26 protein-coding genes, 2 tRNA genes and 6 pseudogenes are annotated in these 26,106 nt (G+C 69.8%); 15 read left to right on the top strand and 19 right to left on the bottom strand.

Going from position 1 to position 26,106, the window contains the following annotated elements:
- The first annotated feature begins 42 nt into the window (after positions 1 to 42).
- From HK415_RS05135 to hemP, 5 genes and pseudogenes are all read left to right on the top strand, one after another.
- Positions 43 to 303 carry a (2Fe-2S)-binding protein gene (locus HK415_RS05135; protein WP_171557041.1) on the top strand — a complete coding sequence of 87 codons (261 nt, stop codon included), beginning with the start codon at positions 43 to 45 and terminating at the stop codon, positions 301 to 303.
- A 91-nt stretch (positions 304 to 394) separates the two neighbouring features.
- Positions 395 to 1,087, top strand: a complete 693-nt coding sequence (locus HK415_RS05130; RefSeq protein WP_171557038.1) for an energy transducer TonB — start codon at positions 395 to 397, stop codon at positions 1,085 to 1,087.
- A gap of 11 nt (positions 1,088 to 1,098) precedes the next feature.
- Positions 1,099 to 1,812, top strand: a complete 714-nt coding sequence (locus tag HK415_RS05125) for a MotA/TolQ/ExbB proton channel family protein (protein WP_171557036.1) — start codon at positions 1,099 to 1,101, stop codon at positions 1,810 to 1,812.
- Positions 1,813 to 1,814: 2 nt separating this feature from the next.
- A pseudogene (locus tag HK415_RS05120) lies at positions 1,815 to 2,227 on the top strand (ExbD/TolR family protein).
- 32 nt (positions 2,228 to 2,259) lie between these two features.
- Entirely contained in the window at positions 2,260 to 2,421 is a 162-nt protein-coding gene (gene hemP / locus HK415_RS05115; RefSeq protein WP_253262080.1) for a hemin uptake protein HemP, read from the top strand.
- 4 nt (positions 2,422 to 2,425) lie between these two features.
- Here the strand turns inward: hemP and HK415_RS05110 are convergent, their stop codons facing one another.
- On the bottom strand, positions 2,426 to 2,833 hold the full coding sequence (locus HK415_RS05110) for a GlcG/HbpS family heme-binding protein (protein WP_171557031.1): 408 nt from the start codon (positions 2,831 to 2,833) through the stop codon (positions 2,426 to 2,428).
- A gap of 145 nt (positions 2,834 to 2,978) precedes the next feature.
- Here HK415_RS05110 and HK415_RS05105 point away from each other — a divergent pair.
- Positions 2,979 to 3,677, top strand: a pseudogene (locus tag HK415_RS05105) (Bax inhibitor-1/YccA family protein); the annotation flags it as partial.
- A gap of 44 nt (positions 3,678 to 3,721) precedes the next feature.
- Here the strand turns inward: HK415_RS05105 and rlmD are convergent.
- From rlmD to surE, 6 genes and pseudogenes are all read right to left on the bottom strand, one after another.
- Positions 3,722 to 5,140, bottom strand: a pseudogene (gene rlmD / locus HK415_RS05100) (23S rRNA (uracil(1939)-C(5))-methyltransferase RlmD).
- A 4-nt stretch (positions 5,141 to 5,144) separates the two neighbouring features.
- Positions 5,145 to 5,942, bottom strand: coding sequence for a 3'-5' exonuclease (locus HK415_RS05095; RefSeq protein ID WP_171557026.1), 798 nt, complete (start codon positions 5,940 to 5,942; stop codon positions 5,145 to 5,147).
- A gap of 30 nt (positions 5,943 to 5,972) precedes the next feature.
- On the bottom strand, positions 5,973 to 6,983 hold the full coding sequence (gene rpoS / locus HK415_RS05090) for an RNA polymerase sigma factor RpoS (RefSeq protein ID WP_171557024.1): 1,011 nt from the start codon (positions 6,981 to 6,983) through the stop codon (positions 5,973 to 5,975).
- Positions 6,984 to 6,985: 2 nt separating this feature from the next.
- Positions 6,986 to 7,862: pseudogene (locus HK415_RS05085) on the bottom strand (peptidoglycan DD-metalloendopeptidase family protein).
- An 11-nt stretch (positions 7,863 to 7,873) separates the two neighbouring features.
- On the bottom strand, positions 7,874 to 8,644 hold the full coding sequence (locus HK415_RS05080; RefSeq protein WP_256373040.1) for a protein-L-isoaspartate(D-aspartate) O-methyltransferase: 771 nt from the start codon (positions 8,642 to 8,644) through the stop codon (positions 7,874 to 7,876).
- The gene (gene surE / locus HK415_RS05075) at positions 8,641 to 9,414 is read right to left on the bottom strand and encodes a 5'/3'-nucleotidase SurE (protein ID WP_171557019.1); all 774 of its coding nucleotides are present in this window, start codon (positions 9,412 to 9,414) and stop codon (positions 8,641 to 8,643) included. Before surE ends, HK415_RS05080 begins: the two co-directional genes overlap by 4 nt.
- Positions 9,415 to 9,508: 94 nt before the next feature.
- Between surE and HK415_RS05070 the strand changes: the two genes are divergently transcribed.
- Together HK415_RS05070 and HK415_RS05065 are read left to right on the top strand one after the other, a co-directional pair.
- The gene (locus HK415_RS05070; RefSeq protein ID WP_171557017.1) at positions 9,509 to 10,495 is read left to right on the top strand and encodes an NADPH:quinone oxidoreductase family protein; all 987 of its coding nucleotides are present in this window, start codon (positions 9,509 to 9,511) and stop codon (positions 10,493 to 10,495) included.
- Between the two features lie 36 nt (positions 10,496 to 10,531).
- A tRNA-His gene (locus HK415_RS05065) sits at positions 10,532 to 10,607 on the top strand.
- 59 nt (positions 10,608 to 10,666) lie between these two features.
- On the opposite strand, the gene HK415_RS05060 is transcribed toward HK415_RS05065, so the two are convergent.
- Together HK415_RS05060 and HK415_RS05055 are read right to left on the bottom strand one after the other, a co-directional pair.
- Positions 10,667 to 11,638, bottom strand: coding sequence for a transporter family protein (locus HK415_RS05060; protein WP_171557014.1), 972 nt, complete (start codon positions 11,636 to 11,638; stop codon positions 10,667 to 10,669).
- 64 nt (positions 11,639 to 11,702) lie between these two features.
- Positions 11,703 to 12,101 (bottom strand): hypothetical protein, encoded by a 399-nt coding sequence (locus tag HK415_RS05055; protein WP_171557013.1) that lies wholly within the window; start codon positions 12,099 to 12,101, stop codon positions 11,703 to 11,705.
- Positions 12,102 to 12,237: 136 nt separating this feature from the next.
- Between HK415_RS05055 and HK415_RS05050 the strand changes: the two genes are divergently transcribed.
- Positions 12,238 to 12,702 carry a thioredoxin family protein gene (locus HK415_RS05050; RefSeq protein WP_171557012.1) on the top strand — a complete coding sequence of 155 codons (465 nt, stop codon included), beginning with the start codon at positions 12,238 to 12,240 and terminating at the stop codon, positions 12,700 to 12,702.
- 10 nt (positions 12,703 to 12,712) lie between these two features.
- Here HK415_RS05050 and HK415_RS05045 read toward each other — a convergent pair whose 3' ends face one another.
- The 5 genes and pseudogenes from HK415_RS05045 to HK415_RS05025 form a co-directional block, all read right to left on the bottom strand.
- On the bottom strand, positions 12,713 to 14,629 hold the full coding sequence (locus tag HK415_RS05045; RefSeq protein WP_171557011.1) for a SurA N-terminal domain-containing protein: 1,917 nt from the start codon (positions 14,627 to 14,629) through the stop codon (positions 12,713 to 12,715).
- Positions 14,630 to 14,694: 65 nt separating this feature from the next.
- A tRNA-Val gene (locus tag HK415_RS05040) sits at positions 14,695 to 14,770 on the bottom strand.
- 16 nt (positions 14,771 to 14,786) lie between these two features.
- A pseudogene (locus HK415_RS05035) lies at positions 14,787 to 15,057 on the bottom strand (HU family DNA-binding protein).
- Between the two features lie 285 nt (positions 15,058 to 15,342).
- Entirely contained in the window at positions 15,343 to 16,428 is a 1,086-nt protein-coding gene (locus HK415_RS05030) for a tartrate dehydrogenase (RefSeq protein WP_171557010.1), read from the bottom strand.
- Positions 16,425 to 17,309 (bottom strand): alpha/beta fold hydrolase, encoded by an 885-nt coding sequence (locus tag HK415_RS05025; protein WP_171557009.1) that lies wholly within the window; start codon positions 17,307 to 17,309, stop codon positions 16,425 to 16,427. Before HK415_RS05025 ends, HK415_RS05030 begins: the two co-directional genes overlap by 4 nt.
- 76 nt (positions 17,310 to 17,385) lie before the next feature.
- On the opposite strand from HK415_RS05025, the gene HK415_RS05020 reads away from it, so the two are divergent.
- Positions 17,386 to 18,351 (top strand): LysR substrate-binding domain-containing protein, encoded by a 966-nt coding sequence (locus tag HK415_RS05020; protein WP_253261769.1) that lies wholly within the window; start codon positions 17,386 to 17,388, stop codon positions 18,349 to 18,351.
- Here HK415_RS05020 and HK415_RS05015 read toward each other — a convergent pair.
- The 3 genes and pseudogenes from HK415_RS05015 to uvrC form a co-directional block, all read right to left on the bottom strand.
- Positions 18,305 to 19,207: a DMT family transporter gene (locus HK415_RS05015; protein WP_171557008.1), complete on the bottom strand. Its 903-nt coding sequence runs from the start codon at positions 19,205 to 19,207 to the stop codon at positions 18,305 to 18,307. The genes HK415_RS05020 and HK415_RS05015 overlap by 47 nt on opposite strands.
- A gap of 3 nt (positions 19,208 to 19,210) precedes the next feature.
- Positions 19,211 to 19,777: a CDP-diacylglycerol--glycerol-3-phosphate 3-phosphatidyltransferase gene (gene pgsA / locus HK415_RS05010; protein WP_171557007.1), complete on the bottom strand. Its 567-nt coding sequence runs from the start codon at positions 19,775 to 19,777 to the stop codon at positions 19,211 to 19,213.
- 35 nt (positions 19,778 to 19,812) lie between these two features.
- Positions 19,813 to 21,927 (bottom strand): annotated as a pseudogene (gene uvrC, locus HK415_RS05005) (excinuclease ABC subunit UvrC).
- Positions 21,928 to 21,947: 20 nt separating this feature from the next.
- Between uvrC and earP the strand changes: the two are divergent.
- The 5 genes from earP (at position 21,948) to HK415_RS04980 (ending at position 25,381) form a co-directional block, all read left to right on the top strand.
- Entirely contained in the window at positions 21,948 to 22,991 is a 1,044-nt protein-coding gene (earP, locus tag HK415_RS05000; RefSeq protein WP_171557006.1) for an elongation factor P maturation arginine rhamnosyltransferase EarP, read from the top strand.
- Between the two features lie 117 nt (positions 22,992 to 23,108).
- Positions 23,109 to 23,663, top strand: a complete 555-nt coding sequence (gene efp, locus HK415_RS04995) for an elongation factor P (protein WP_171557005.1) — start codon at positions 23,109 to 23,111, stop codon at positions 23,661 to 23,663.
- 49 nt (positions 23,664 to 23,712) lie between these two features.
- The gene (locus HK415_RS04990) at positions 23,713 to 24,504 is read left to right on the top strand and encodes a heme-dependent oxidative N-demethylase subunit alpha family protein (protein WP_171557004.1); all 792 of its coding nucleotides are present in this window, start codon (positions 23,713 to 23,715) and stop codon (positions 24,502 to 24,504) included.
- The gene (locus HK415_RS04985; RefSeq protein WP_171557003.1) at positions 24,504 to 24,719 is read left to right on the top strand and encodes a hypothetical protein; all 216 of its coding nucleotides are present in this window, start codon (positions 24,504 to 24,506) and stop codon (positions 24,717 to 24,719) included. The genes HK415_RS04990 and HK415_RS04985 overlap by 1 nt, the downstream gene beginning before the upstream one ends.
- A gap of 65 nt (positions 24,720 to 24,784) precedes the next feature.
- The gene (locus tag HK415_RS04980; protein ID WP_171557002.1) at positions 24,785 to 25,381 is read left to right on the top strand and encodes an AEC family transporter; all 597 of its coding nucleotides are present in this window, start codon (positions 24,785 to 24,787) and stop codon (positions 25,379 to 25,381) included.
- Positions 25,382 to 25,384: 3 nt separating this feature from the next.
- Here HK415_RS04980 and HK415_RS04975 read toward each other — a convergent pair whose 3' ends face one another.
- On the bottom strand, positions 25,385 to 25,600 hold the full coding sequence (locus HK415_RS04975) for a hypothetical protein (RefSeq protein ID WP_171557001.1): 216 nt from the start codon (positions 25,598 to 25,600) through the stop codon (positions 25,385 to 25,387).
- Positions 25,573 to 25,758, bottom strand: a complete 186-nt coding sequence (locus HK415_RS04970) for a hypothetical protein (RefSeq protein ID WP_171557000.1) — start codon at positions 25,756 to 25,758, stop codon at positions 25,573 to 25,575. The genes HK415_RS04975 and HK415_RS04970 overlap by 28 nt, the downstream gene beginning before the upstream one ends.
- Positions 25,759 to 26,106 lie beyond the last annotated feature (348 nt).

Genomic DNA, 26,106 nt, shown 5'->3' with positions numbered 1-26,106 from the left:
TTTATACTTCCCCCAGTCCCAACGCCTGCCTGTACCGAAGCCATGATCGTCTGCGTCTGCCACCGGGTTTCCGACCGCGAAATCGCCCGCCATGCCCGGGCCGGGATGAGCTTCGACGAGATCCAGATGGAGCTCGGCGTCGCGACGCAGTGCGGCCAGTGCGAGGGCTGCGCCCGCGACGTGGTGGCGCAGTGCTGCGGCAGCCATCCGGTGGCCGCCCTGCACCGCGAATCGACGGTGCACCTGGATTCCAGCATCACGGAGAGCCGCGCGTGGCCGCAATCGCCCTTGGCGGCGGCCTGATCTTCGCCTTGGCGGCCGCGTGGTGGGCCTGCAGCGGCCGGTGAGCGCTGCCTGCCCGACAATGTCCTCCCTGCCGACTTTTCGAGATGCCATGTCGCACAACGCGCGCAATGCGCTGATCGCCGGCGGCGTGGTGCTGCTGCACGTCGCCGCGCTCTGGGCCCTGCAAAGCGGGCTGCTGCGCCGCGCCTACGAGGTCGTGGTGCCGGTGGAGCTGCTCAGCGCCATTCTCACGCCGCCCGCCGCGCCCACGCCACCCGCGCCGCAACCCAAGGCACCGGAACCCGTGCAGCAACCCGCGGTCGTGCGCAAGAGCGTGCCCACGCCGCCGCCCGCGCCGCGCCCGGTCGCAGTCCCCGACCGCATCCCGGCGCCTGCCGCGCCCGCCGCCGCCGTCGCCGAGCCACAACCGGCCGCGCCGCCCGTGACGACGCCCATGACGGCGGCGCCCGATCCGGCGCCTGCTGTCGCGGCCGCGCCGGCGGCTCCCGCCCGCGTCGAACTGCCCACCACCAACGCCGACTACCTGCAGAACCCGGCACCGGCCTATCCGCGCATGAGCTTCAAGCTCGGTGAAGAGGGCACGACCATCGTGCGCGTGCTGATCGGCACCGACGGCCGCGCGCTCGACGCGCAGGTGGCGAAATCGAGCGGCTTCACCCGCCTGGACCAGGCGGCCGAAGCCACGGCGCGCGGCTGGCGCTACGTGCCCGGCAAGCGCGGCGGCGTGCCCGAAGCGATGTGGGTGAACGTCCCCATCAAGTGGGAAATCAAGAAGGACTGAAAGAAGAAACGATGAACAACAATGATTTCGGGCTCGTGCACCTCTGGAGCCAGGGCGACGTGGTCACCCGCGCCGTGTTCGTGCTGCTGCTGGCGATGTCGCTGGCCTCGTGGATGGTGATCATCGTCAAGGCGCTGGACCTGCGCCGCCACCTGCAGCAGGCGCGCCGCATCGAGAGCTTCTGGCACGCCGCCGACTTCGCCGACGGCCTCAACAAGCTGGGCGCCGATCCCAACCCCTTCCGCACGCTGGCGCTGGAAGGTCGCGAGGCCGCCGCGCACCACAACGCGCAGAGCCAGCTGCACGACTCTCTGGACGCCAGCGAGTGGCTCACGCGCGCCCTGCGCAATTCGATCGACGATGCCACCGCGCGCCTGCAATCGGGCCTGGCGGTACTCGCCTCGGTGGGCTCCACCGCGCCCTTCGTAGGCCTGTTCGGCACGGTCTGGGGCATCTACCACGCGCTGCTGTCCATCAGCGCGGCGGGCCAGGCGACCATCGACAAGGTGGCGGGCCCGATCGGCGAGGCCCTCGTGATGACCGCGCTGGGCCTGGCGGTGGCCATTCCCGCGGTGCTGGGCTACAACGCGCTGGTGCGCGGCAACAAGGGCGTGCTGAACAAGCTGAACCGCTTCGCGCACGACCTGCACGCCTACTTCGTCACCGGCTCGCGCGTCGCCAGCGGCGGCACCACCAAGGTGGTGGCCATGAAGAAAGGCAGCTGACCATGGCCTTCGGCACCCAGGACGACACCGACGAGGTGATGAACGAGATCAACATGACTCCGCTGGTGGACGTCATGCTGGTGCTGCTGATCGTGTTCATGATCACCGTGCCGGTCATGAAGCACTCGGTCAACATCGACCTGCCGCGCGCCACCAGCACGCCGCAGGACGCGAAGCCGGAGACGATCCGCCTCTCGGTGGACGCGCAGGGCCGCTACTTCTGGAACGAGCAGCCGCTGGCGGAAGCCGAGCTGCTGCCGCGCCTGCAGGCGGCATCGCAGCGCACTCCGCAGCCCGAGCTGCACCTGCGCGGCGACAAGGACGCCCGCTACGAGGCCGTCGCCCAGGCGCTGGCGGCCGCGCAGCGCCCGGCCTGCGCAAGATCGGCTTCATCACGGAGCCGAAGGCGCCATGAGCGGCACCCTGCCACCGGCCCAGGTGCGGGCGATGGAACTGCGTGCTCCGGACGCGCATGCGGATGCCCCGCGGCCGGCACCGCTGCCCAGCGAAGCCCTGCTGCGCGGACGCCGGCTGGTGGAGATCTCGCACAACGGCGAGGTCTACCGCCTGCAGTCCACCCGCCTGGGCAAGCTGATCCTCACGAAATAAGTGCTTACAGGCCCAGCGCCGCGATGCCCGCGCGGGCGATCTGCGCGTCTTCCGTGGACTTCACGCCACTGACGCCGACGGCGCCGATGCACTGGCCGTCCTTCAGGATCGGCACGCCGCCCTCCAGCAGGCCCTGCAGGCCGGGCGCGCTCAGGAAGGAGATGCGGCCGCCGTTGATCATCTCCTCGTACAGCCGGCTCTCGCGCCGCCCGATGGCGGCCGTCTGGGCCTTGGCGGGCGCGATCTGCGCGGAGACCGGCGCCGCACCGTCCAGCCGCTGCAACCACAGCAGGTGGCCGCCGTTGTCGACGATGGCGATGCTCACCGCCCACTGGTTCGCCAGCGCTTCCGCTTCGGCGGCGGCCGCAATGGCCTTGATATCGGCGAGTTCGAGGGCAGATTGGGTCTTCATGGGAATGGTTCTTGATACGAATGGCGGCAAAGCGGCGAGCATAGCGCCTGGCATGCACCGCCTGCCGAATACCGCTTGCGGAACCGGGCGGGAACCCACCTAGAATGCGCGCATCTAATGGCCGTCAAGGCACAGGAGAGCTGAAGTGAACGACCGGGTCCAGACTGTTACCCCCTACGAAAGCTACGGCGCGGTCACCACGCCGGAAGAGCGCAACAAGGTCCTGCGCAATACCTACTGGCTGCTGGCCCTCAGCCTGATCCCCACGGTGCTGGGCGCCTGGGTCGGCGTGGCCACCGGCATCACCCGCGGCCTGTCCGGCGGGCTGGGCCTGATCGTGTTCCTGGGCGGCGCCTTCGGCTTCCTCTACGCGATCCAGAAGACCAAGGACTCGGCGGCGGGCGTCGGCGTGCTGCTGGCCTTCACCTTCTTCATGGGCCTGATGCTGTCGCGCCTGATCGCGATGGTGCTGGGCTTCAAGAACGGCACCGGGCTGGTGATGACGGCCTTCGGCGGCACGGCGGCGGTGTTCTTCGTGATGGCCACCCTCTCTTCGGTGATCAAGCGCGACATCTCCGGCATGGGCAAGTGGCTGTTCGTCGGCGCCATGGTGATCTTCTTCGGCGCCATCATCAACGTGTTCGTCGGCTCCGGCGTCGGCATGATGGTGATCAGCACGCTGGCGATCGGCGTGTTCAGCCTGTACATGCTGTACGACCTCAAGCAGATCATCGACGGCGGCGAGACCAACTACATCAGCGCCACGCTGGCGCTGTACCTGGACATCTTCAACGTGTTCCAGAGCCTGCTGGCTGGCGCTGCTGGGGATGACGGCGGGCGACGAGTAAGCCGCATTCGGCGAAGAAAAGGGCCCCGCGGGGCCCTTTTTCATTGCAGGTCGAACACCGCCATCGACTCCACGTGCGCCGTGTGCGGGAACATGTTCACCACGCCCGCCGCCGTGCAGCGGTAGCCCGCCTGGTGCACCAGCAGCCCCGCGTCGCGCGCCAGCGTCGCCGGGTTGCAGCTGACGTACACGATGCGGCGCGGCGGCGTCCAGCCGTGCTCGCGCAGCACGTGGTCCTGGTGCAGGTCGGCCAGCGCCTTGGACAGCGCGAAGGCGCCTTCGCGCGGCGGGTCCACCAGCCAGCGGTCGCCGCGGCCGTCGGCCACCAGCTGCTGCGGCGTGATCTCGAACAGGTTGCGCGCCTCGAAGCGCGTGGGCGCCAGCGGCTGCGCGCGGCCGGCCTGGTTGCGCGCGTAGTTCTCGCGCGAACGCGCCACCAGCGCCTCGCTGCCCTCGATGCCCAGCACCTCGCCGGCGCGCGTGGCCAGCGGCAGCGTGAAGTTGCCCAGGCCGCAGAACCAGTCGATCACCCGCTCGCCGCGCTGCACGTCCAGCAGGCGCACGGCCCGGTCCACCAGCACGCGGTTGATGTGCGGGTTGACCTGCGTGAAGTCGGTCGGCCTGAAAGGCATGGTGATGCCGAACTCGGGCAGCGTGTAGGCCAGCTCCGGGCCCGGGTCGAGCAGCTGCACCGTGTCGGGACCCTTGGGCTGCAGCCACCACTGCACGCGGGCCGCGGCGTGCTCCTGCGCGAAGGCGCGCAGCTTGGCCAGGTCGCCCGCCGACAGCGGTTCCAGGTGCCGCAGCACCAGGGCCGTGACCTCGTCGCCCACGGCCAGCTCGATCTGCGGGCAGGTCTCGATGGCGTCCATGGAGCCGATCAGCCCGCGCAGCGGCAGCAGCAGGTCGCTCACGTGCTTCGGGACGACATGGCACTCGCGGATGTCGGCCACATAGCGGCTCTCTTGCGCTCGTGGAAGCCCACCAGCACCGTCTCCTTCTTGCGCACGTGGCGCACGGAGAAGCGGGCGCGCCAGCGGTAGCCCCAGGCCGGGCCCTCGATGGCGGGCAGCAGGGTCTCGGCCTTGACCTTGCCCAGGTGCCAGAGGTTGTCCTCCAGCACCCGCTGCTTGATGGCGACCTGGGCGCCCACGTGCAGGTGCTGCATCTTGCAGCCGCCGCAGGCGCCCCTCGTGCAGGCCGAAATGCGGGCAGCGCGGACGCACCCGCTGCGCCGACTCGCGGTGCACCGCGACCAGCGAGGCCTGTTCCCAGTTGTTCTTCCTGCGGTGGACGTTGGCCGTGACCAGCTCGCCCGGCAAGGCGCCATCGACGAACACCACCTTGCCGTCCGCGCGCCGGGCCACGCCCTGCGCCTCGATGTCCAGCGACTCGATTTCCAGCCAGCCCTGCGGATGCGCGGGGGCGCCACTTTCTCTGTCATGCCCGGATTGTCTCAGGCCCTCACATCCAGACGGCCAGGTACTCCTGCCAGTGCGGCTCCGCATGCGCCAGGTCGGCCAGCGTCTGCTTGACGAGGGTGACTTCCTGCTCGTACTCCGCCTCGTTGAAGCCGCAGCGCATCTTCTGGAAGCGACAGTACAGCAGGTAGGTGTTCATCACGTCCGTCTCGCAGTAGCGGCGGATCTCCTCCAGCTTGCCTTCCAGGAAGGCGCTGTAGACCTGCGAGCCGTCCATGCCCAGCTTGCCGGGGAAGCCGCACAGCTTGGCCATGGCGTCCAGCGGGGCGCTGGCGCGCGGCTGGTACATCGCCAGCAGGTCCATCAGGTCCAGGTGGCGCATGTGGTAGCGGCTGATGTAGTTGTTCCACTTGAACTCGCGGTCGTCCGGCCCGCCGCCCTCGCCCATGCACCAGTAGCGGTCGGCGGTCACGCCGTGGCGCAGGCCGCGGTAGTGCAGCACCGGCAGGTCGAAGCCGCCGCCGTTCCAGCTCACCAGCTGCGGCACGTGCTTGTCCAGCGCGTTGAAGAAGTTCTGGATCACCTTGCCTTCGCTCGCGTTGTCGCGGTCCACGAAGGAATGCACGCGGATGCCCTCGGCATTTCGGAACACGCAGCTGATCACCAGCACGCGCTGCAGGTGCAGCGGCATGAAGTCGCTCTGGCCGGCCTCCTTGCGCTGCTGCAGCCACTGCGCATAAACCTCGGCATCCGTGGCTTCCGCGGGCGCGTCGCGCAGCAGGCGCAGGCCGGCCACGTCGGGAATGGATTCGATATCGAAGACAAGTACGGGCCAGGCCATCGCCCGACTTTAGCAGCCGCTGGGCCCGCCTCAGAACAGCGAGTCGCGGTCCACGCCGCTGCGCGCCATCTGCCGCTTCAGCTTGGTCAGGGCCTCGTTCTGGATCTGCCGCACGCGTTCGCGCGTGAGCCCGAGTCGGTCGCTCAGCACCTCCAGCGTTTCCGGTTCGCGGTGACGCAGGCCGAAGCGGCCTTCCAGCACTTCCTTCTCGCGCTGCGAGAGCGTTTCGATCCAGCCTGCCAGCAGCCGCTCGACCTCGTGGTTGTGGGTGACGCCGGTCGGGTCGAGCGCGAGTTCGTCGGCCATGAAGTCGCCCAGCGTGTGCTCGTCGTCCGACTTGTCGATCACCGCGTCCAGCGACTTGGGCGTCTCGGCCATCGCCAGCAGCTGCGCGACCTCGTGCACGTCGCGACCCAGCAGCGCCGCGACGTCCTCCACCCGCACGCCCTCGCTGTCGCTCTTGCGGGCGGCGGCGAAGGCGGGATCGTTCTCCAGCGTGCGGCGCGCGCGCAGCACCTGCTGCAGTTCGCGCACCACGTGCACGGGCAGGCGGATCACGCGGCCCTGGTTCATCACGGCGCGCTCCACCGACTGGCGGATCCACCAGGTCGCGTAGGTGGAGAAGCGGAAGCCGCGCTCGGGCTCGAACTTGTCGATGGCGTGCATCAGCCCGAGGTTGCCCTCCTCGATCAGGTCCGACAGCGGCACGCCGCGCCCGAGGTAGCCCTTGGCGATGCTCACCACCAGGCGCAGGTTGTGCTCGATCATCGACTGGCGGGCGGCGAAGTCGCCGGCGCGCGCGCGCGTGGCCGTCTCGAATTCCTCTTCGGCGGTGAACAGCGTCGTGCGGCGCACGTCACGCAGGTAGAGCGTCAGCGTGTCGCTGCTCTCGCCGGACAGGTCGGCCGGGATCTCGCGCAGGGGGATGTCGGGGACGGCCTCCGCCTCGACGGGCGGCGGCTCATCCGTGGGAACGTCGTCCGCATCCGGGCGGGCGCCTCCTGGCGTCGGAGTCCCTTCGTGCCCGTTGCGGCGTTTCATCGTTATCTCGGTGGCAGGTACCGGGTGGGGTCGACCGGCTTGCCCTGCCGGCGGATTTCGAAGTGCAACTTCACGCGGTCGGTGTCGGTGGAACCCATCTCCGCGATCTTCTGGCCCTTGCGCACCGTCTGGTCTTCCTTCACCAGCAGCGCCTGGTTGTGCGCATAGGCGGGTGAGGTAGGTGTTGTTGTGCTTCAGGATGATCAGGTTGCCGTAGCCGCGCAGGCCCGCACCCGCATAGACCACGCGGCCATCGGCGGCGGCCACCACGGGGTCGCCGGCGCGGCCCGCGATGTCGATGCCCTTGTTCTTCTGCTCGTCGAAGCCCGCGAGCACGGTGGCGCCGCCCGCCGTGGGCCAGCCCCAGGCGACATCCTCGTCCGGTCCGTTGGCCGCGGGGCCGGGCGTGGCGGTGGCGGCAGCCGGCGTCGCGGTGGTGGCCGTGCCGCGCGGCACGCTGCTGGCGGCACTCGCGGGCGGCAGCGCGGCCGAGGCCGGCGGCAAGGCGCCCACGACGGTGGTTCCCGGCGCCGGCACCAAGGGCGCCGGTGGCGCAACGCGCAGGACCTGCCCCACCTCGAGCACGTTCGGGTTGTCCATGTTGTTCCAGCGGGCGACGTCACGCCAGTTCTGCCCCGACTCCAGCGCGATGCGCACCAGCGTGTCGCCGGGCTTGACCGTGTAGAAACCCGGCTTGCCCGCGTTCTCCGCGCCCGGCAGGGCAGCGGCGCGCTGGGCATCCGCCACCACCGCGGGCTGGCGGCCGCCGAAACGGTCCTCCACCGGGGCCGGCATGCGGCGCGGCGCGGCGCAGGCAGCCAGCAGCGAACAGGCTGCCAGCAGCCACAAACCCCTGAGCGCGCGCTCGCGCAGTTCCATTGTCTTGATCCTCATGCGATGCCCGATTTTAGGGGGACAAAGTGAACGGTCTCAAGAATCGTCTGCTTCAGCCGTCCCGCCTCTTTCTCGACGATGACCAGCGCCTGCTGGCGGTTGGCCATCACCATGGGCGCGACGATGCGCCCTCCCTCCGCGAGCTGATCGGTCCACGTGGCAGGCACGGCCTCGCCACCGGCTGCAGCGATGATGCCCGCATACGGTGCGCCCTTGGCGAATCCGGCCATGCCGTCGCCAAACAGCAGGTGCACGTTGGGCAGACGAAAGGTCCGCAGGTTCTCGCGCGCGCGCTCATGCAGGCCGCGCAGGCGTTCGATGCTGTAAACCTCGCTGGCCACCTGGCTCAGCACGGCGGCCTGGTAGCCGCAGCCGGTGCCGATCTCCAGCACGCGGCCCAGGCGCCCGCCGGCCGCACCGGGCGCGGCCAGCAGCAGTTCGATCATGCGCGCCACGACGCTGGGCTTGGAGATGGTCTGCCCCAGGCCGATCGGCAGGCTGGTGTCTTCGTAGGCCTGGTTCACCAGCGCGCTGTCCACGAAGCGGTGGCGCTCCACGGCATTCACCGCGGCGAGCACGCGTGCGTTGGAGATGCCGCCTTCGGCGAGCTTCTGCACCATGCGCGCACGCACGGCCTGCGAGTCGAGTCCCAGCCCGGAGGGCGCGGAACGCGCCGCGGTCGCAGTTGCACCCGGCGCGGCACCGCGCGCGGGCTGGGCCGCCGGAACATTCGAAAGGCGGGCCGGGAAGCCGGGCCGGCGCGTCATGCGCCTGCCTTGCCCTGCGGCAGTTGGGAAGCGGCCTGCGACCAGTAACGCAGCGCGTCGTGGTCGGTCAGGTCCACCTTCAAGGGCGTGATCGTCGGATGCCCCTGTAGCGCCGCATGGAAGTCGGTGCCCTCGGCGTCGTCCTTGGCCGGTCCCGCCGCGCCTATCCAGTACATCGTCTGGCCATGCGGGCTGTCCTGCGCGATGACCTTTTCCGCCGCGTGCCGCCGGCCCAGCCGGCAGACCTTGAAGGGCTTGAGTTCCTCGTAGGCCTTGTTCGGGATGTTCACGTTCAGCAGCCAGTGCGCGCCGTCGGTGCGGTGGTGCGCGGCGAGGAACTGCACCAGCTCGCGCGCCTTGCGGGCCGCGGCATCGAGATTGGCCCAGCCCTTCTCGGTCTGCGAGAAGGCGACGGCGGGGATGCCGAAAAGGTAGCCCTCCATCGCGGCGCCGACCGTGCCGGAATAGATGGTGTCGTCGCCCATGTTGGCGCCGTTGTTGATGCCGCTGACCACCAGGTCGGGGCGGTAACCGAGCAGGCCGGTCAGCGCGATGTGCACGCAGTCCGCCGGCGTGCCGTTCACGTAGCGGAAGCCGTTGGACGCCTCGTTGACGTACAGCGGCGCGTGCAGCGTGAGCGCGTTCGACTTGGCGCTGTTGTTGTGCTCCGGCGCGACCACCTCCACCTCGCCCAGGTCGCGGATCGCATCGTACAGCGCCACGATGCCGGGCGCCTGGTAGCCGTCGTCGTTGGAGAGCAGGATCTTCATCTGCGGGGCATTGTAGGCGCGGTCGCCGCAGGGACATCGCCACCACGGGCGACCTGCCTATCATGCGGGGATCGAGAACCGGAGACACCAACCCATGCATGCCTGGCTTTGCGAGAACCCCGTCGGCGTAGACGCGCTGCAATGGAAGGAGCTGCCCACGCCGCAGCCCAAGGCCGGCGAGGTGCTGGTGGAGATCAAGGCGGCCAGCCTGAACTTCCCCGACTTGCTGATCGTGCAGAACAAGTACCAGCACAAGCCGGCCCTGCCCTTCGTGCCGGGCTCCGAATACGCGGGCACCATCGCAGCCGTGGGCGAAGGCGTCGCGCTGAAGGTGGGGCAACCGGTGGCCTGCCTCTCGGGCACCGGCGGCTTCGGCACGCACACCATCGCGCCGGCCGACCGCTGCATGCCGCTGCCACCGGGCTTTCCCTTCGTGGATGCCGCGGCCTTCATCATGATCTACGCGACGTCCCACCACGCCCTGGTCGACCGCGCGCAGCTCAAGGCGGGCGAAACGGTGCTGGTGCTGGGCGCGGCCGGCGGCGTCGGCACCTCCGCCATCCAGATCGCCAAGGCGGTTGGCGCGCGCGTGATCGCCGCCGCATCGACCGACGAGAAGTGCGAGCTGTGCAAGTCGATCGGCGCCGACGCGACGATCAACTACACGCAGCATGCGGTGCCCAATGCCTTCCGCGAGGCGGTCAAGGCGGCCACCGATGGCAAGGGCCCGGACGTGATCTACGACCCGGTGGGCGGCGAGTTCGCCGAGCCGGCCTTCCGCTCCATCGCCTGGCGCGGCCGCTACCTGGTGATCGGTTTCGCCGCCGGCCCCATCCCCAGCCTGCCGCTGAACCTGCCGCTGCTCAAGGGCGCGTCCATCGTCGGCGTGTTCTGGGGCGAGTTCTCGCGCCGCGAACCCAAGGCCAATGCGGCCATGATGGGGGAGCTGGCGCAGTGGTACGCGCAAGGCAAGGTCAAGCCGGTGATCGACCGCACCATGCCGATGGCCGAGCTCAAGGCGGCCTTCGCGCACATGGGCTCGCGCGGCGTGCGCGGCAAGCTGGTGATGGTCAATCCCTGAGCGGGCGTCGCGCCCGGCTATAATCCCGGGCTCGCGGTGGCTGTAGCTCAGTTGGTAGAGTCCAGGATTGTGATTCCTGTTGTCGTGGGTTCGAGTCCCATCAGCCACCCCATCGAATAGAACGAAGCCCCGGAAGCGCAAGCATCCGGGGCTTTTTCCTTATGCGCGCCCTCAGAAGCGCGTGGACACGCCCAGCACGAAGGCGCGATCCGGCGTCAGCTGCACGCCGTTGACGTACTGGTACAGCGGCTGCTGCACGAAGCCGTACACGCGTACGGCGTCGGTCACCCGGTAGCTCAGGCCCGGGCTCAGGAACACGGCGCGGCTGCCGCTGTCCGCGCTTTCGGCCTCGGCCCCGCGGTCGCGGCGCTTGGCCACCACGTTCAATTGCACGATGCCATCGAGCTTGTCGGCCAGCGGGTGCGCGTAGCCGACGTCGGCGGTCAGCTGCGTGCCGGGCCGGAACTCGTCGTGCGAATTCAGCGCGCGCTGCACCTGGGCCTGCGCGAACCAGGAGGCGCCGCTGGCCGGCAGCTGCTGGTGGAAGACCGCACCGAGGATCAGGTCGGTGGTGCCGGTGCCGGGCTGCAGCGTGCGCTCCGCGATGTCGCCGCCGGTGTTGGCCACGCGCGTGCTGCCGGTGGGCAGCTTGAGGCCCAGGATGACGCCCGCGGTGCTCGGCGCGGCATCGCTGCCGCCCAGCGCACGCTGGTAGCGGCCGGTGACGCGCAGGTCGCCGAACTTGCGGAAGTCCCACTGCTCCGGGATCTGCGCGCCGCGGTGGTTGTGGATGTGGAGGTGCTCGCGGTCCGTAAAGGGCGCGGACACCGACAGGCCGAAGCCATTGGCGAAGGTGCGCGTGTAGGTCGCCACCAGGTTGCGGTTGAGGGTCTCGACCTCGTCGTGGTGGTGGCGGATCTCGCCGACGGCGATGCGGCGCGAACCGGCGCGCGGCTGGTCCTGGCGGATGTGCTCGTAGCGCAGGTCGAACACGCTGCCCTCGGCGAGGCCCGCGGCCTCGGTGGTCCAGTCGGTGTTGACCGAGCAGAAGGCGGCGCCGCAGCTGGCCTGGGCGGATGCCGCGCAGGCGGCGAGAAGGATGGCGGCAGCGGCGCGCGCCGCGGCCCCGTGGAACTGGTGCACGTGAATCTCCTGGAAAAGAAAGGGTCGCTCCCGGCGCCCGTGCGCGGGAGAGCGAAGCGATCGGTCAGGAGAAGCGTGGCGGGCCGCGCGGCGGCGGCGGCGCGGCGGTGTGCACGCGCGGTGGTTCGATGGGGGCCGGCGCAGCGGCCGTGTCGGGAGCCGCATGGGCCAGCCGTGCGAGAGGCAGCGCGGGCGGCGGTGCCGCGGCGTGCATGCACACCGGGCAATGGGCGCCCGCACCGGAGCCGCGCTCCGCATGCGCGGCATGGACTTCGTCCGCCGGGTCGGAGTCGCAGGCGGCAGCGGCGTGTCCTTCATGGCCCGCGTGCGCGGCGGCCGCCTCGCAACCGCCCGAAACCTGCGCCATGGACGCGAACGGCGCGGCGGCCATCGCCACGAACCATGCCAGCACCCAGGCCGCGACGAGGCGGGCGAGTCGGGTGGAGCGGCGCAGCTGGTTCATGGAGTGCGTTGTTCAGGCTGGATTCTGCCAAGGCAGGGACCGCGCCCACTGCCGGCCCGGTGCTGGCGCTTGATCTGAATCAGCCGGATTCCGGGAAGTGCAGCGCGCAAGGGTCGCCCCCTCCTAGAATGCACCCATGCACAGGAGAGCCCTGCTCACCGCCCTGGCCGCCATGGCCCTCGCACCCGCGTGGGCGTTCCACGCGCTGCCGGAGAAGTTCGATCCGCAGCGCGACGCGGCGGCGGACGTGCAACAGGCGCTCGCGCTCGCACAGGCCCAGCGCAAGATGGTGTTCGTGGACGTCGGCGGCGAGTGGTGCGCGTGGTGCCACATCTTCGACCGCTTCGTCGCCGCGCGCCCGGCGGTGCAGAAGGCCCTGCAGGACCACTACATCCTGGTCAAGGTCAACTACTCGCCGCAGAACCGCAACGAGGCCGTGCTCTCGCAATGGCCCAAGGCCAGGGGCTACCCGCACTTCTACCTGCTCGACGCCGCCGGCAAGGTCGTCGCGTCGCAGCCTTCCGGCGAACTCGAGTCCGGCCGCGACTACGACGAGGCGAAGCTGCTCGCCTTCCTGCGCCGCCACCTGGCGGCACAGTAGGCGAAGCCCTTCACTGGGCCACCGCTTCCTTCGGCCGCGGCACGTTGATCTGCGCCTTGAAGCGGTTCTTCAGGACCTCGTAGTACGCCATCGCCTCCGCGGTGCCCCAGGCGCGGGTGTACTGCCCCGCTTCCTGCTGCGCCTGCTGCGGTGCCACCGTATCGCGCGGCAGCAGCTTGTTGACCTTCACCACCGCGTAGCCCTCGGCGCCGAGGTCCACGCCCACCAGCGCCGGCAGCTTGGCCGGGTCGGCACGCAGGGCGGCTTCGATCACCTGGCGGGGCTGGCCGGCATCCATGCGCGACACCGGCACCGCCGCGGGCAGTTCGGCCGTCGCGGGACTGGCCTTCCAGGCCGCCAGCTTTGCTTCGCCGTCCTTGCGCGCCAGTTCCGCGGCCTTGGCCGCCACCACCTGCTCGCGCACCTGGTCCTTCACTTCCTCGAAGGGCCGCGTGCGCGCCGGCGAGTATTGCGTGACGCGGCCGGCCGCCATCTGGTTGGGGCCGATCTCCACGGCTTCGGTATTGCGCTTGCGCTCCACCGCGTCGGGCGAGAACAGCGCGGCCAGGAACTTCACGTTGGCCGTCGGACCCGTGGTGTTGGGTGCCGGCGTGCGCGTCACCTTCTCCGCGGTGCGGATCTGCAGCTTGAGCTTGTCGGCGGCCGGCTTGAGGGACTCCGACTGCTCGTACACGGTGTTGCTGAAGGACTCGGCCGCTTCCGCATACTTCTTCTGCGCCTGCTGCTTGCGAAGTTCGGCCTCGAGCTCCGGCTTCATTTCCTCGAAGGTCCGCTGCTTGGGCACCTTGACGTCGGTCAGCTGGATCACGTGGTAGCCGAACTCGGATTCCACCGGGCCCGCGATCTCGCCCTTGTCCTTCATCGCGAACACGGCGTCCTCGAAGGGCTTGACCATCGCGCCGCGGGTGAAGAAGTCAAGGTCGCCGCCGCGCTGGGCCGAACCTTCGTCCTGCGAGTTCTTCTTCGCCAGCTCGGCAAAGCCCGCCGGATTCTTCTTCACCTGCGCCAGCAGTTCGTCCGCCTTCGCCCTGGCCTTGGCCTTGTCGGCCTCGGGCGCGCCCTTGGGCACGGCCACCAGGATGTGGCTGGCGCGGCGCTCTTCCTGGCCGCCGATGCGCGAGGCGTTCTGCTCGTAGTAGGTCTTGAGGTCGGCCTCGTTGATGGTGATGCCCTGCTGCGCGGCCGCGAGGTCCAGCACCAGGTATTCGATGCTGGCCTGCTCGGGCGCCTGGAACAGCTTCGGGTTGTCCTTGTAGAAGGCCTGCAGGTCCGCGTCGGTCGGCGTCACCTTGCCCTTGTAGTCGGCGGCGTTGAAGCGCGCGACCTGCGCCTCGCGGCGCTCGAAGAAGCTGTTGACGGCCACGCCCACCTGCGAGGGCGGCGCGAACGCGGACTGCGTGACGCCGCCCAGCACCCGGGTCAGCGCGACGTCGTTGCGCACCTGGTTCTCGAACATTTCCGGCGTCATGCCGCGCTGCGCCAGCAGCTGGCGGTAGCGCTCGATGTCCAGCTTGCCGTCGGCGCCGCGCAGCGCCGCGATCAGCTGGTTGCCCTGCAGCTCGCGGGCGACGCGCTGGTCGGTGACCATCAGGTTGGAGTTCTGCACGGCGGCCGCCAGCACGCGGTCGCGCACCAGCCGCTCCAGCGTGCCGTAGCGCGCCTCGGCCGAGTCCAGCATCTTGGCGTCGAGGGTGGGCATCTGCTCGCGCAGCCGGTCCACTTCCGCCTTGTGGGCGTTGTCCCAATCGAGCTGCGAGATCTCGTGGCCGTCCACCTTGGCCACCGTCTCCCCCTTCTCCTGCATGCGCTCGTAGCCCTGCAGGCCGAACAGCACGAAGGACGGCACGATCAGCAGGAACAGCAGGAACTGCATGATCTTCGTGTGCTTGCGGACGAAATCGAACATGGTCTTTGTGACTCGCGGTCTTCGGGACAAACAAAAAGGCGAACCGCGGTTCGCCTTTCTTCATTTGGTGGGTGCTGACGGGATCGAACCGCCGACCTACGCCTTGTAAGGGCGCCGCTCTACCAGCTGAGCTAAGCACCCCACCGGGGAAGCCGTCTCAGTTCAGCGCATCCTTGAGCGCCTTGCCGGGACGGAACTTGGGCACCTTGGCAGCCTTGATTTTAATCTGGGCGCCGGTCCGGGGATTGCGGCCGCTGCGCGCGGCGCGTTTGCCCACCGCGAAGGTGCCGAAACCGACGAGCGAAACCGAACCGCCTTTCTTCAGCGTGGTCTTCACCGCGCCGATCATCGACTCCAGCGCGCGTGGCGGCGGCCTTGGAGATGTCGGCGTGTTTGGCGATGTGCTCGATCAGTTCGGTCTTGTTCACAGGGGCCCCTCGTGCGGAATGAGTTGTGGACGGTCTTGTCTCTTCAAAATTTGTCTCCCGTTCCCGGGACGCTCGGCGTGGCGGGAAGGGGAGACAGTGCGGGCGGCCTTGCAGCCACTGGCGACGATTAGAGAACAGCGTCGCGCGGGGTGTCAATACACCATGCGGCAATACAACACGCGGGGGCGGATTCTAGCGGCAAGCTGACGGCGCGTGCGCGCCGGGCCGCGCGTTCGTCGCATGGACAAATGCTTCGCGCCGCGCCTTGTGCGCAGCAGCAAACCGTTACAGCGCGGCGGCGATCGCCTTGCCGACGTCCGTGGTGCTCGCCTTGCCGCCGATGTCGCCGGTGCGCGGCGCCCCCGACTTCGGGTCCAGCACGGCCTCGATCGCCTTCAGGATCGCGTCGTGCGCCTCCTTGTGGCCCAGGAACTCCAGCATCATCGCGCCGCACCAGATCTGGCCGATCGGGTTGGCGATGTTCCGGCCGTAGATGTCCGGCGCGGAGCCGTGGACCGGCTCGAACAGCGAGGGAAACTTGCGGTCCGGGTTCAGGTTGGCGCTGGGCGCGATGCCGATGGTGCCGGTGCAGGCCGGGCCCAGGTCGGACAGGATGTCGCCGAACAGGTTGGTCGCCACCACCACGTCGAAGAAGTCCGGGCGCTGCACGAAGTGGGCGGTCAGGATGTCGATGTGGAACTTGTCGGTCTTGACCTGGGGGTACTTCTTGGCCATCTCGGCGACGCGCTCGTCCCAGTAGGGCATGGTGATCGCGATGCCGTTGGACTTGGTGGCGCTGGTCAGGTGCTTCTTGGGGCGGGAGTTGGCCAGCTCGTAGGCGAACTTCAGCACGCGGTCCACGCCATGGCGGGACATGATGGTCTCCTGCATCACGATCTCGCGCTCGGTGCCCGGGTACATGCGGCCGCCGACGGCGGAGTACTCGCCCTCGGTGTTCTCGCGCACGATGTACATGTCGATCTCGCCCGGCTGGCGCGGGGTGCCGTCCTTGCGCACGACCGGCGCGATGATGCCGGGCATCAGGCGCGCGGGGCGCAGGTTCACGTACTGGTCGAACTCGCGGCGGAACAGCAGCAGCGACTGCCACAGCGACTCGTGGTCGGGGATCTTCTCGGGCCAGCCGACCGCGCCGAAGAAAATGGCGTCATGGCCGCCGACCTGGTCCTTCCAGTTCTCGGGCATGTAGCGGCCATGCTTCTCGCAGTAGTCCCAGCTGGCGAAGTCGAAGTGGTCGAAGGCGAGGTCGATGCCGAACTTGCGCGCGGCGGCGTCCACCACCCGCACGCCCTCGGGCATGACTTCCTTGCCGATGCCGTCGCCGGCGATGACTGCAATGCGTTTCTTGCTCACGGTGTGCTCCTGAAGAAGGTGAGGATCTCGTCCAGCAGAAGGGCGGGCGCCTCTTCCGCGATGTAGTGGCCGCAGGCGAGGCTGCGGCCGGAAAAGTCGTCGGCGCACGGCCGCCACAGCGCCGGCACGTCGAAGCAGCGTGCCACGACCCCGTGCTCGCCCCACAGCACGCGCAGCGGCTGCGCGAGGCGGCGGCCGGCGTCCAGGTCGGCCTGGTCGTGCTGCAGGTCGAGGCCGGCGCCGGCGCGGTAGTCGGCCACCACGGCCGCGGCGGTGCCGGGGATCGCGGCGCAGCGTTCGTACTCGGCCAGGGCTTCGGGTGTGAAGGCGGCCAGGCCCGCATGCCGCGCGCCCATCACGCTGCGCAGGTAGCGCACAGGATCGGATTCGATCAGCGCCTGCGGCAGCAGCCCCGGCTGGATCAGGAAGAACCAGTGCCAGTAGGCGCGGGCGAAGGCTTCCGTGGTGTGGCGGTACATGGCCAGGGTGGGCGCGATGTCCAGCAGCATGAGGCGCTCGACCGCCTGCGGATGGTCCAGCGCCAGCCGGTGCGCGACGCGCGCGCCGCGGTCGTGGGCGAGCACCTGGAAGCGATCGTGGCCGAGGTGCCGCATGACGTGGACGGCGTCCCTGGCCATCTCGCGCTTCGAGTAGGCGACCGAGTCAGGACCGGCGTCGGGCCGGCCCGAATCGCCGTAGCCGCGCAGGTCCATCAGCACCACCTTGAAGCGCTGCGCCAGCTGCGGCGCGACCAGGTGCCACATGGCATGCGACTGCGGATGCCCGTGCAGCAACAGCAGCGGCGCGCCCTGCCCCGCCCGCCGCACGTTCAGCGTGACGCCGTCGCGTGCGATGCGCAGGGATTCGAAGCCTTCCAACATGGACGGGATTCTGGCACCCGCCGGCGTGCACGGACAAGCAATAATCCGGCAAGCCATTCTTTCCATAACGGCAGCAATGAACCCCCAACTGGATCGCGCCGACCTCGAGTTGCTGCTGGCCATCCGCGCGCACGGCAGCCTGGCCGGTGCCGCCTCGGCCGCCGACGTCGTGCCTTCCGTGATCACCAAGCGGCTGGCGGCGCTGGAGGCGCGGCTGGGCCTCAAGCTCTTCCAGCGCACGACGCGCCGCGTGGTTCCCACCGCGGAAGGCGAGGCCCTGTGCGAGCGCGCGACCGGCCTGCTGGCCGGCTTCCAGGCCATGGAGGCCGAGCTGCAGGAGCGGCACAAGGAACCGGTCGGCCGCATCCGGCTGGCCGCCACCTTCGGCTTCGGCCGCGCCTGGCTGGGTCCCGCCCTCGCGGAATTCCAGGAACGCCATGCGCAACTCGACCTCCAGCTGCAGCTCACCGAACAGCTGCCCGACCTGGCCGTCGAGGGCTTCGACGGCGCCGTGTGGCTGTGGGCCGTGCGCGGCCAGCGGGCGACCGAGTGGACCGGGCGGCGGCTCGCGCGCAACCAGCGCGTGCTGGTCGCATCGCCCGCCTACCTGCGCGCGCGCGGCACGCCGGCGAGCATCGAGGAGCTGGCGGCGCACGAATGCCTGGTGGTGCGCGAGAACGAGCAGTTCGACATCTGGCGGCTGCAGCGCGAGCGCGATCGCGCGGAGGTCCGGGTGCGCGTCGGCGGCCCGCTCTCCAGCAATTCGGGCGAGCTGGTGCGCGACTGGTGCCTGGCCGGCCGCGGCATCATGCTGCGCAGCCTCTGGGACATCGCCGGCGCGCTGGCCGCCGGCGAACTGGTGCGCGTGCTGCCCGCCTACGCCATGACCGATGCGGACATCCACTGGCTGGCGCCGCACACGGCCTCGACGCCCAAGCGCATCCGTCTGCTGGTGGACTTCCTGGCGGAGCGCTTCCGCGGCGAGCCCTGGAAGCTCACCGCTTCGCCGGCCGCACGACCAGGCTCACGCCCACGGCGGTGAGCGCCATGCCGGCGACGATCAGCACCGTGATCGGCTCGCCGAACAGCAGCCAGGCCATCAGCGCCGTGGTGGGCGGCACCAGGTACATCAGGCTGGTGACCGTGGTCGCGGCGCCCTTCTGGATCAGCAAGTACAGCAGCGAACTGCCGCCGAGAGTCAGGCCCAGCACGGACCAGGCGACCGCCCCCGCGAGTTCGCCGTTGAGCGAGCCGTCGGCCAGCGCCCAGCGCATCGCTTCCGCCTCCAGCAGCGCCAGCGGCATGGTGATGGCGAAGGCGGCCGCGAGCTGCACCAGGTTGGCGGTGCGCACGTCGCAGGGCTGTACGAAGCGCTTCTGGTACAGCGTGCCGGCGGTGATGGACAGCAGCGCGATGAGGGCGAACACCAGGTTCTGCGCACTGACTTCACCGATCCCCAGCTTCTGCCACACGACCAGCAGCAGGCCCGCCAGGCCCAGGGCCAGCCCGGCCCACTGGCGCGCCGCCACCTTGCCGCCCCACAGGGAAATCCACACCGCGGTCAGCACCGGCTGCAATCCCACCAGCAGCGCCGCCAGTCCCGCGCCCATGCCGGCCTTGACCGCAGCCCACACACCGCCGAGGTAGCCGCCGTGCATGAGGAAGCCCGTGACCGCGAGGTGGGCGAGCTGGCGGCCGTTGCGCGGCCAGGCGGCGCGCGCGACCAGGGCCCAGACGAGGAAGGCGGCGACCGAGAGCGCGTAGCGCAGCGCCAGGAACTTCATCGGCGGGGCGTGCGGCATGCCGTAGCGCGCGACGATGAAGCCGGTGCTCCAGACCAGGACGAAGACGACGGGCATGGCCCGCACCAGCGGGTCGACCCGCGCGGCGCCGGTCATGGGCTACTTCACCCGGCGCCGGATCTCCGGCAGGGCCTTCTGCAGGTAGTAGATCATCGACCAGACGGTGAGGATGGCCGACAGCCAGATCAGCCAGGTGCCCCACTGCAGCGTGTCGATGGCGCCGAACAGCTCGCCGTCGAACAGCAGGAAGGGGATGGCGATCATCTGCACGGTGGTCTTCACCTTGCCCAGCATGTGCACCGCCACGCTCTTGGACGCGCCGATCTGCGCCATCCACTCGCGCAGCGCCGAGATCGCGATCTCGCGGCCGATGATGATCAGCGCCACGAACACGTCGGCGCGCTTGAGGTGCACCAGCACCAGCAGGGCGGCGCAGACCAGGAACTTGTCGGCCACCGGGTCCAGGAAGGCGCCGAAGGACGAGGTCTGGTTCAACTTGCGGGCGAGGAAGCCATCCAGCCAGTCGGTCGCCGCGAAGACGACGAACATGGTGGTGGCGATGAGGTTCTGCAGCCGGTGCTCCAGCCCGATGTAGAACACCCCCACCAGCAGCGGGATGGCGATGATGCGCGTCCAGGTGAGGAGGGTCGGGACCGTGAAGAACATGGCCGATTCTGGCATGCCGGACCCGCACCCCCGTTTCAGTGCAGCGCCCGGTAGATCTGCTCCGCCAGCTCGCGCGAGATTCCCTCCACCGTGGCGATGTCCTCCACGCTCGCCGCCGCCACGCCGCGCACGCCGCCGAAACGTTGCAGCAGGCGGGCGCGCTTCTTGGCGCCGATGCCGGGGATCTCCTCCAGCTGGCTGCCGCCCACGCGCACGCGGGCGCGGCGGGCGCGCATGCCGGTGATGGCGAAGCGGTGGGCTTCGTCGCGGATCTGCGCGACCAGCATCAGGGCCGCGGATTCGCGCCCCAGGTAGACCTTCTCGCGCCCGTCGGCGAACACCAGTTCCTCCAGGCCGACCTTGCGGCCCTCTCGCCCCTTTCCACGCCGACGATCACCGACAGGTCCAGCCCCAGCTCCGCGAACACTTCGCGCGCCATGCTCACCTGGCCGCGGCCGCCGTCCACGAGCACCAGGTCCGGCAGGCGCTGCGCGCTGCCGCCGCCACCGGCCTTCTCGCGTTTGGGCTTCGCCGCCGCGGCGACTTCGCCGGCGGGCGCGGCTTCGGCGGCCACCAGCACTTCGGGCGGAGCCGCAAGTTCGACATCTTCGGTGGGCGCTGGTTCCGCCGCGGCCCCGGCCTCGGCCGGCTCCTCCGGCGGCGTCGCATCGGGCGTGTCGCGCCCCTCCTGCGCCAGGCGCGCGTAGCGCCGCGTGAGCACCTGCCGCATGGCGGCGTAGTCGTCGCCGGGCGTGATGCCCTCAATGTTGTAGCGGCGGTACTCGCGGTTCTGCATCTGGTGGTGGTGGAACACCACGCAGGAGGCCTGGGTCGCCTCGCCGGCCGTGTGCGAGATGTCGAAGCACTCGACCCGGAAGGAAGGTGTCCAGGTTGTCGGGGGCCAGGTCCAGCGCCTCCACCAGCGAGCGGGTGCGCGCCTGCTGCGAGCCCTCTTCGGCCAGCAGCCGTGCCAGCTGCAGCTGCGCGTTCTTCTCCGCCATCTCCAGCCAGAGGCGCCGCTGCCCGCGCGGATTGTGGACGGCGGTGATGCGGCCGCCGGCCTGCTGCGCCAGCGCCTCGACCAGCTGCGGATCGGCCGGGTGGCTGGTGATCAGGGCCGAGGGCACCGGCACGCCGATGTAGTGCTGGGCGATGAAGGCCTCCAGCACCTGCACCTCCACCGGCTGCGCCTTCACCGCATCGGCCGCATCGTCGAACTCCTGGACCGCCGTGGCGTCCTCGACGTGGCTCGGGAAGTAGGCGCGGTCGCCCAGGTGGCGGCCGCCGCGCACCATGGCCAGGTTGACGCAGGCCTTGCCGCCCTGCACCTGCACGGCCAGGATGTCGACGTCCTTGTCGGAAGCGGTTTCCACCGACTGCTGGTGCAGCACCTTGGACAGCGCGCCCATCTGGTTGCGCAGTTCCGCGGCCTGCTCGAACTCCAGCTTGTCGGCGTGCGCCATCATGCGCTGCTCCAGCGCCTGCAGCACCGCCTGGGTGTCGCCGCGCAGGAAGGCCTCTGCGTTCTCGACGTCGTGCTCGTAGTCCGCCGGCGACACCAGGTTCACGCACGGCCCCGAGCAGCGCTTGATCTGGTACAGCAGGCAGGGACGGGTGCGGTTGGCGAACACCGTGTCCTCGCAGGTGCGCAGGCGGAACACCTTCTGCAGCAGCTGGATCGACTCCTTCACCGCCCATGCGCTCGGGTAGGGGCCGAAGTAGCGGTGCTTGCGGTCCACCGCGCCGCGGTAGTAGGCCACGCGCGGGAACGCGACGGCCGAGGGTGCTGCGCCGCCGCGCGCCGCAAGGGCCTGCTTGTCGGCCGAGCCCGTGATCTTCAGGTAGGGATAGCTCTTGTCGTCGCGGAACAGGATGTTGTAGCGCGGCGCCAGCGTCTTGATCAGGTTGTTCTCGAGCAGCAGCGCCTCGGCTTCCGAGCGCACGACCGTCGTTTCCAGCCGCGCGATCTTGCCCACCATGTGGCCGATGCGCGTGCCGCCATGGTTCTTCTGGAAGTAGCTGGAGACCCGCTTCTTCAGGTTGCGCGCCTTGCCCACGTAGAGCACGCCGCCGTCCCCGTCGTAATAGCGGTACACGCCGGGCAGCGCCGGCAGGGCCGCCACCTGCGCCAGGATTTCTTCCGAATGCATGGCCCTATTATCGGGACGGCATGCGCTGGGACATCTTCTGCAGGGTCATCGACAACCACGGCGACGCCGGCGTCTGCTGGCGCCTGGCCGCGGAACTGGGCGCACGCGGGCACGACGTGCGCCTGTGGATGGACGACCCTTCGCCCGTGCAGTGGCTGGCGCCGCAAGGCGCGGCGGGCGTCGAAGTCGTCCCGTGGACCGAATCCGCGATCGACGCGGTGCCGGGCGAGGTGGTGGTGGAGGCTTTCGGCTGCGACCCGCCGCCGGCCTTCGTCGCCCGCATGGCGGCGGCGCCCCGGGCTCCCGCGTGGCTGAACCTCGAATACCTTTCCGCCGAAGGCTACGTGGAGCGCAGCCACGGCCTGCCCTCGCCCGTGATGGCCGGACCCGGGGCCGGCATGACCAAGCACTTCTTCTATCCCGGCTTCACCCCGCGCACCGGCGGGCTGCTGCGCGAGCGCGAGCTGCCCTCGCGACGGGCTGCATTCGACCGCCGGGCCTGGCTGCGCCAGTGGTCGATAGCCGATCCGGGCGCGCAGGTGCTCAGCCTGTTCTGCTACGAGCCGCCCGCGCTGGCGGAGCTGCTGCGGCAGCTCGCCGGTGGCGAGCGAACCACCCACCTCCTCGTCACGGCCGGCCGGGCCGCGGAGGCCGTGCGCGCGCTCGGCGCCCGCTGCACCGGCAGTCTGCAACTGCACGCGCTGCCCCTGCTGAGCCAGCGCGAATACGACCACCTGCTCTGGTCCTGCGACCTGAATTTCGTCCGGGGCGAGGATTCCTTCGTGCGCGGGCTGCTGGCCGGCGTCCCCTCGGTGTGGCAGATCTATCCGCAGGACGACGAGGCCCACCACGCGAAGCTCGACGCCTTCCTGCGCTGGCTGCAGCCACCCGCGGACTTGCGTGATTTTTTCCTGGCGTGGAACGGGATCGACGACAGCCCCCTGCCGCCACTGGACCTTCCCGGATGGCAGCCCACTGCGCGCAGTGCCTTTGACCGAGCGCAAGCATTGCCCGAGCTCGCGACGGGGCTGGAGCGCTTCGTGGCCGGGCAGGCTAGAATATAGGGCTCTGCGCGCGGGCCCCTGCCTGGCGCACACTCCTCGCCGCCAGCCGCACGCCACCTTGCGGGCAACGGCCCGAAGACGGCCCGCGGGGCCGGGCCTCTCACCGAAGACATCGCCATGAAAATCGCTCAAGAAATCCGCGCCGGCAACGTGATCATGCACAGCGGCCAGCCCTGGGTCGTGCTGAAGACCGAATACTCCCGCGGCGGCCGCAACGCGGCCACCGTGCGCATGAAGCTCAAGTCGCTGCTGAACAACCAGGGCACGGAAACCGTGTTCAAGGCCGACGACAAGATGGACCAGATCATCCTGGACAAGAAGGACTGCACGTACTCGTACTTCGCGGACCCGATGTACGTCTGGATGGACGCCGACTACAACCAGTACGAAGTCGAAGCCGACAACATGGGCGACGCGCTGAACTACCTGGAAGACGGCATGCCGGCCGAAGTGGTGTTCTACGAAGGCAAGGCGATCTCGGTGGAAATCCCCACGAGCGTCGAGCGCGAGATCACCTGGACCGAGCCGGCCGTCAAGGGCGACACCTCCGGCAAGGTGCTCAAGCCGGCCAAGCTGGCCACCGGCTACGAGATCGGCGTGCCGATCTTCGTGGCCCAGGGCGACAAGGTCGAAATCGACACCCGCACGGGCGAGTACCGCCGCCGCGTCTGAGGCGCCACAATCCACGAAGAGGCTCCGCAAGGAGCCTTTTTCTTTGGCCATGGACTTTCCGCTCTCCCGCATCGCCGCTCCCTTCCGCATGCAGCCGGGCCTGCAGCGGCTGGTGCCGGATGCGCGCCAGCTGACGCCGCTGGCCGCCGGCAGCGCCTTGTGGCTGGAGAAGAGGCGCGTGCTGGAAAGCGGCGCCAGCCGGCTCGCGGTCCCGGGCTTCGACCCGCAGCCGGCGATCGATGCGATCCTGGCCCAGGCGAAGGCGGAGGGCATCGCCGCCCATGAGCCCCTCGAACTCGCGTTCGAGGAAGACTTCGCCGTCCTCGACGGTGCCAGCTCCACCCTGCCCTGGCTGTGCGTGTGCGTGCCCTCGCACTGGGCGCCCGAGGAAAAACTGGGCCAGCCCTTCGCGGCGGTGCATGCGCCGGTGGCGGACAACCAGGCGATCCTGGCGGCCAGCCGCCAGCTGGTGCAGCTGGTCACGGGCGGCGAGCGCTTCGAACGCTTCGTGTGGACCGTCACGCCCAGCGGCCGTTACGACCAGCACCCCGGGCGGCATGCGCGCACGCCCTGGCCGGATGCGGCCGACCCACAGGCCTTCGCGCGGCAGTGCTTCCTGCGCGCCGAGCGCCAGACCTTCCTGCCCCTGCCCGGACGTTCCCAGGCGGTGTTCACCATCCGCGTGATGCTGCAGCCGCTGGCCGAGGCGGTGGCGACGCCGGACGACGCGCGGCGCCTGCACGCTGCACTCGCCTCCATGAGCGATGCCGTGCTGGCCTACAAGAACCTCGCGGCCGCGCGGGCGCCGCTGCTGGCCTGGCTGGCGGCGCGGGGCGCCTGATGGAGCTGCTGGCGCGCATCGCGCAGGTCATCATCCCGGTCTTCCTGATCGTGGGCATCGGCTACGTGTACGCCCGCCGCGCGCGGCCGGAGATGGGCGGCTTCAACCGCATCATGCTGGACGTGCTGTCGCCGCTGATCGTGTACACGGCGCTGGCCGGCAAGGAGTTCCGCTGGCAGGACCACGTGCCGCTGCTGGGGGCGGGGCGCTGCTGATCCTGCTGACCGGCCTGGTCGCCTGGCTGCTGTCGCGCGCCGCGCGCACCGAGGCGCGCACGCTGGTGCCGGTGGTGATGTTCACCAACTGCGGCAACATGGGCCTGCCGCTCGCGCTGCTGGCCTTCGGGCCGCAGGGCTTCGGTGCCGCCGTCGCCCTGTTCTCCATCAGCAACCTGATCCACTTCTCGCTGGGGGCGCGCATCACCAGCGCGAGCGCGAGCACCAAGGAGCTGCTGCTGAGCCCGCTGATGATCGCCAGCGCCCTCGGTTTCGCCAGTGCGGTGAGCGGCGTCCGCCCGCCCGAGACCATCTTCACCGGGATGAAGCTGCTGGGCGATGCGATGGTGCCGCTGATGCTGTTCGCGCTCGGCGTGCGCCTGACGCAGCTGCGCCGGCGCGACGTGCCGCGCGGGCTGCTGGGCGCCTTCGCCCGTCCCATGATCGGCCTGGCCGTGGGCGTGCCGCTGGCCTGGGCCCTGGGACTGGAAGGCATGGCCCGCGCCCAGCTGATCCTGTTTGCGGCGCTGCCGCCCGCGGTGATGCAGTTCCTGCTGGCGGAACGCTACGCGCAGGAGCCGGAACGGGTGGCGGCGATGATCCTGCTGGGGAATGCGCTGGCGGTGGTCTTCGTGCCGCTCGGGCTGGCGCTGGCGCTCTGAGGCTCAGGAGCGGCGCGTCAGCACCCAGACCAGCAGCACGGCCACGAACACCGCCGTGCCCACGACCGCAGCCCACAGCAGGGGATTGAGCGGGCTGGCGGCCAGGAGCGGCCGCCCGGCCAGGGGTTCGCTGCCCGGCCAGGGCGCGGCGAAGGGCAGGCTTTCCGCCAGCTCCCCGGCGGCGGCGGGCGTCAGCAGGTCGAGGCTGATGCGCTGCATGCCCGGCTTGTCGGGGGCCGCACCCACAGGTCCACCACCGTGCCGCGCAGGCGCGCATGGGCGATGTCCTGCAGCGGGAACTTGACGCGGTCTTCCTTCCAGTCGCGCCCCTCGCGGAAGCGCCCGGACACCCGCAGCACCTTGGTCTGCACGCGCACTTCGAGTTCTTCCGCGAACGGGGAATGGCGTAGCCCTTGCCCTGCACTTTGAGCAGGCGGGCGGCATGGATGCCCTGGACGACGGAGTAGCTGCTGCCGCCGCTGGACAGGCGGCTGTTGCCGCTGGCGGCAAAGCCGCTGTCGGCCGGCTGGTGGACCAGGTCGGCGACGGTGATCCGGGTGCCGTCGGAGCCGAGCAGCACGTTCTTGCTGGTCAGCGTCTTCTTCACCCGCATGCCGACGATGGTGCGGCGGTCGTAGGGACCGACCTTGCGCCCCTCGAGCAGCACGTGGTAGACCGGGTTCTCCACCGATTCCCCTGTTGTTTGACGACAGGATAGCGGCAAT

Source organism: Ramlibacter montanisoli, assembly GCF_013087525.1.
GTDB classification, from domain to species: Bacteria; Pseudomonadota; Gammaproteobacteria; order Burkholderiales; family Burkholderiaceae_C; genus Ramlibacter; species Ramlibacter montanisoli.
Note: the sequence above shows the minus strand (reverse complement) of the source record. Positions and strands in the feature narration are given on the sequence as shown.

Bases quoted from the DNA above. Each gene is read 5' to 3' on its own strand.
- HK415_RS05055 (WP_171557013.1), bottom strand. From the start codon at position 12,101: ATGAACCAGCTGCGCCGCTCCACCCGACTCGCCCGCCTCGTCGCGGCC.
- surE (WP_171557019.1), bottom strand. From the start codon at position 9,414: ATGAAGATCCTGCTCTCCAACGACGACGGCTACCAGGCGCCCGGCATC.
- HK415_RS04985 (WP_171557003.1), top strand. From the start codon at position 24,504: ATGGAGCTGCTGGCGCGCATCGCGCAGGTCATCATCCCGGTCTTCCTG.
- HK415_RS04975 (WP_171557001.1), bottom strand. From the start codon at position 25,600: ATGCAGCGCATCAGCCTCGACCTGCTGACGCCCGCCGCCGCCGGGGAG.
- rpoS (WP_171557024.1), bottom strand. From the start codon at position 6,983: ATGAAACGCCGCAACGGGCACGAAGGGACTCCGACGCCAGGAGGCGCC.
- HK415_RS05045 (WP_171557011.1), bottom strand. From the start codon at position 14,629: ATGTTCGATTTCGTCCGCAAGCACACGAAGATCATGCAGTTCCTGCTG.
- earP (WP_171557006.1), top strand. From the start codon at position 21,948: ATGCGCTGGGACATCTTCTGCAGGGTCATCGACAACCACGGCGACGCC.
- HK415_RS05095 (WP_171557026.1), bottom strand. From the start codon at position 5,942: ATGGCCTGGCCCGTACTTGTCTTCGATATCGAATCCATTCCCGACGTG.
- HK415_RS05125 (WP_171557036.1), top strand. From the start codon at position 1,099: ATGAACAACAATGATTTCGGGCTCGTGCACCTCTGGAGCCAGGGCGAC.
- HK415_RS05020 (WP_253261769.1), top strand. From the start codon at position 17,386: ATGAACCCCCAACTGGATCGCGCCGACCTCGAGTTGCTGCTGGCCATC.
- HK415_RS05135 (WP_171557041.1), top strand. From the start codon at position 43: ATGATCGTCTGCGTCTGCCACCGGGTTTCCGACCGCGAAATCGCCCGC.
- efp (WP_171557005.1), top strand. From the start codon at position 23,109: ATGAAAATCGCTCAAGAAATCCGCGCCGGCAACGTGATCATGCACAGC.
- pgsA (WP_171557007.1), bottom strand. From the start codon at position 19,777: ATGTTCTTCACGGTCCCGACCCTCCTCACCTGGACGCGCATCATCGCC.
- hemP (WP_253262080.1), top strand. From the start codon at position 2,260: ATGGAACTGCGTGCTCCGGACGCGCATGCGGATGCCCCGCGGCCGGCA.
- HK415_RS05110 (WP_171557031.1), bottom strand. From the start codon at position 2,833: ATGAAGACCCAATCTGCCCTCGAACTCGCCGATATCAAGGCCATTGCG.
- HK415_RS04990 (WP_171557004.1), top strand. From the start codon at position 23,713: ATGGACTTTCCGCTCTCCCGCATCGCCGCTCCCTTCCGCATGCAGCCG.
- HK415_RS05130 (WP_171557038.1), top strand. From the start codon at position 395: ATGTCGCACAACGCGCGCAATGCGCTGATCGCCGGCGGCGTGGTGCTG.
- HK415_RS05015 (WP_171557008.1), bottom strand. From the start codon at position 19,207: ATGACCGGCGCCGCGCGGGTCGACCCGCTGGTGCGGGCCATGCCCGTC.
- HK415_RS05025 (WP_171557009.1), bottom strand. From the start codon at position 17,309: ATGTTGGAAGGCTTCGAATCCCTGCGCATCGCACGCGACGGCGTCACG.
- HK415_RS05070 (WP_171557017.1), top strand. From the start codon at position 9,509: ATGCATGCCTGGCTTTGCGAGAACCCCGTCGGCGTAGACGCGCTGCAA.
- HK415_RS05080 (WP_256373040.1), bottom strand. From the start codon at position 8,644: ATGACGCGCCGGCCCGGCTTCCCGGCCCGCCTTTCGAATGTTCCGGCG.
- HK415_RS05050 (WP_171557012.1), top strand. From the start codon at position 12,238: ATGCACAGGAGAGCCCTGCTCACCGCCCTGGCCGCCATGGCCCTCGCA.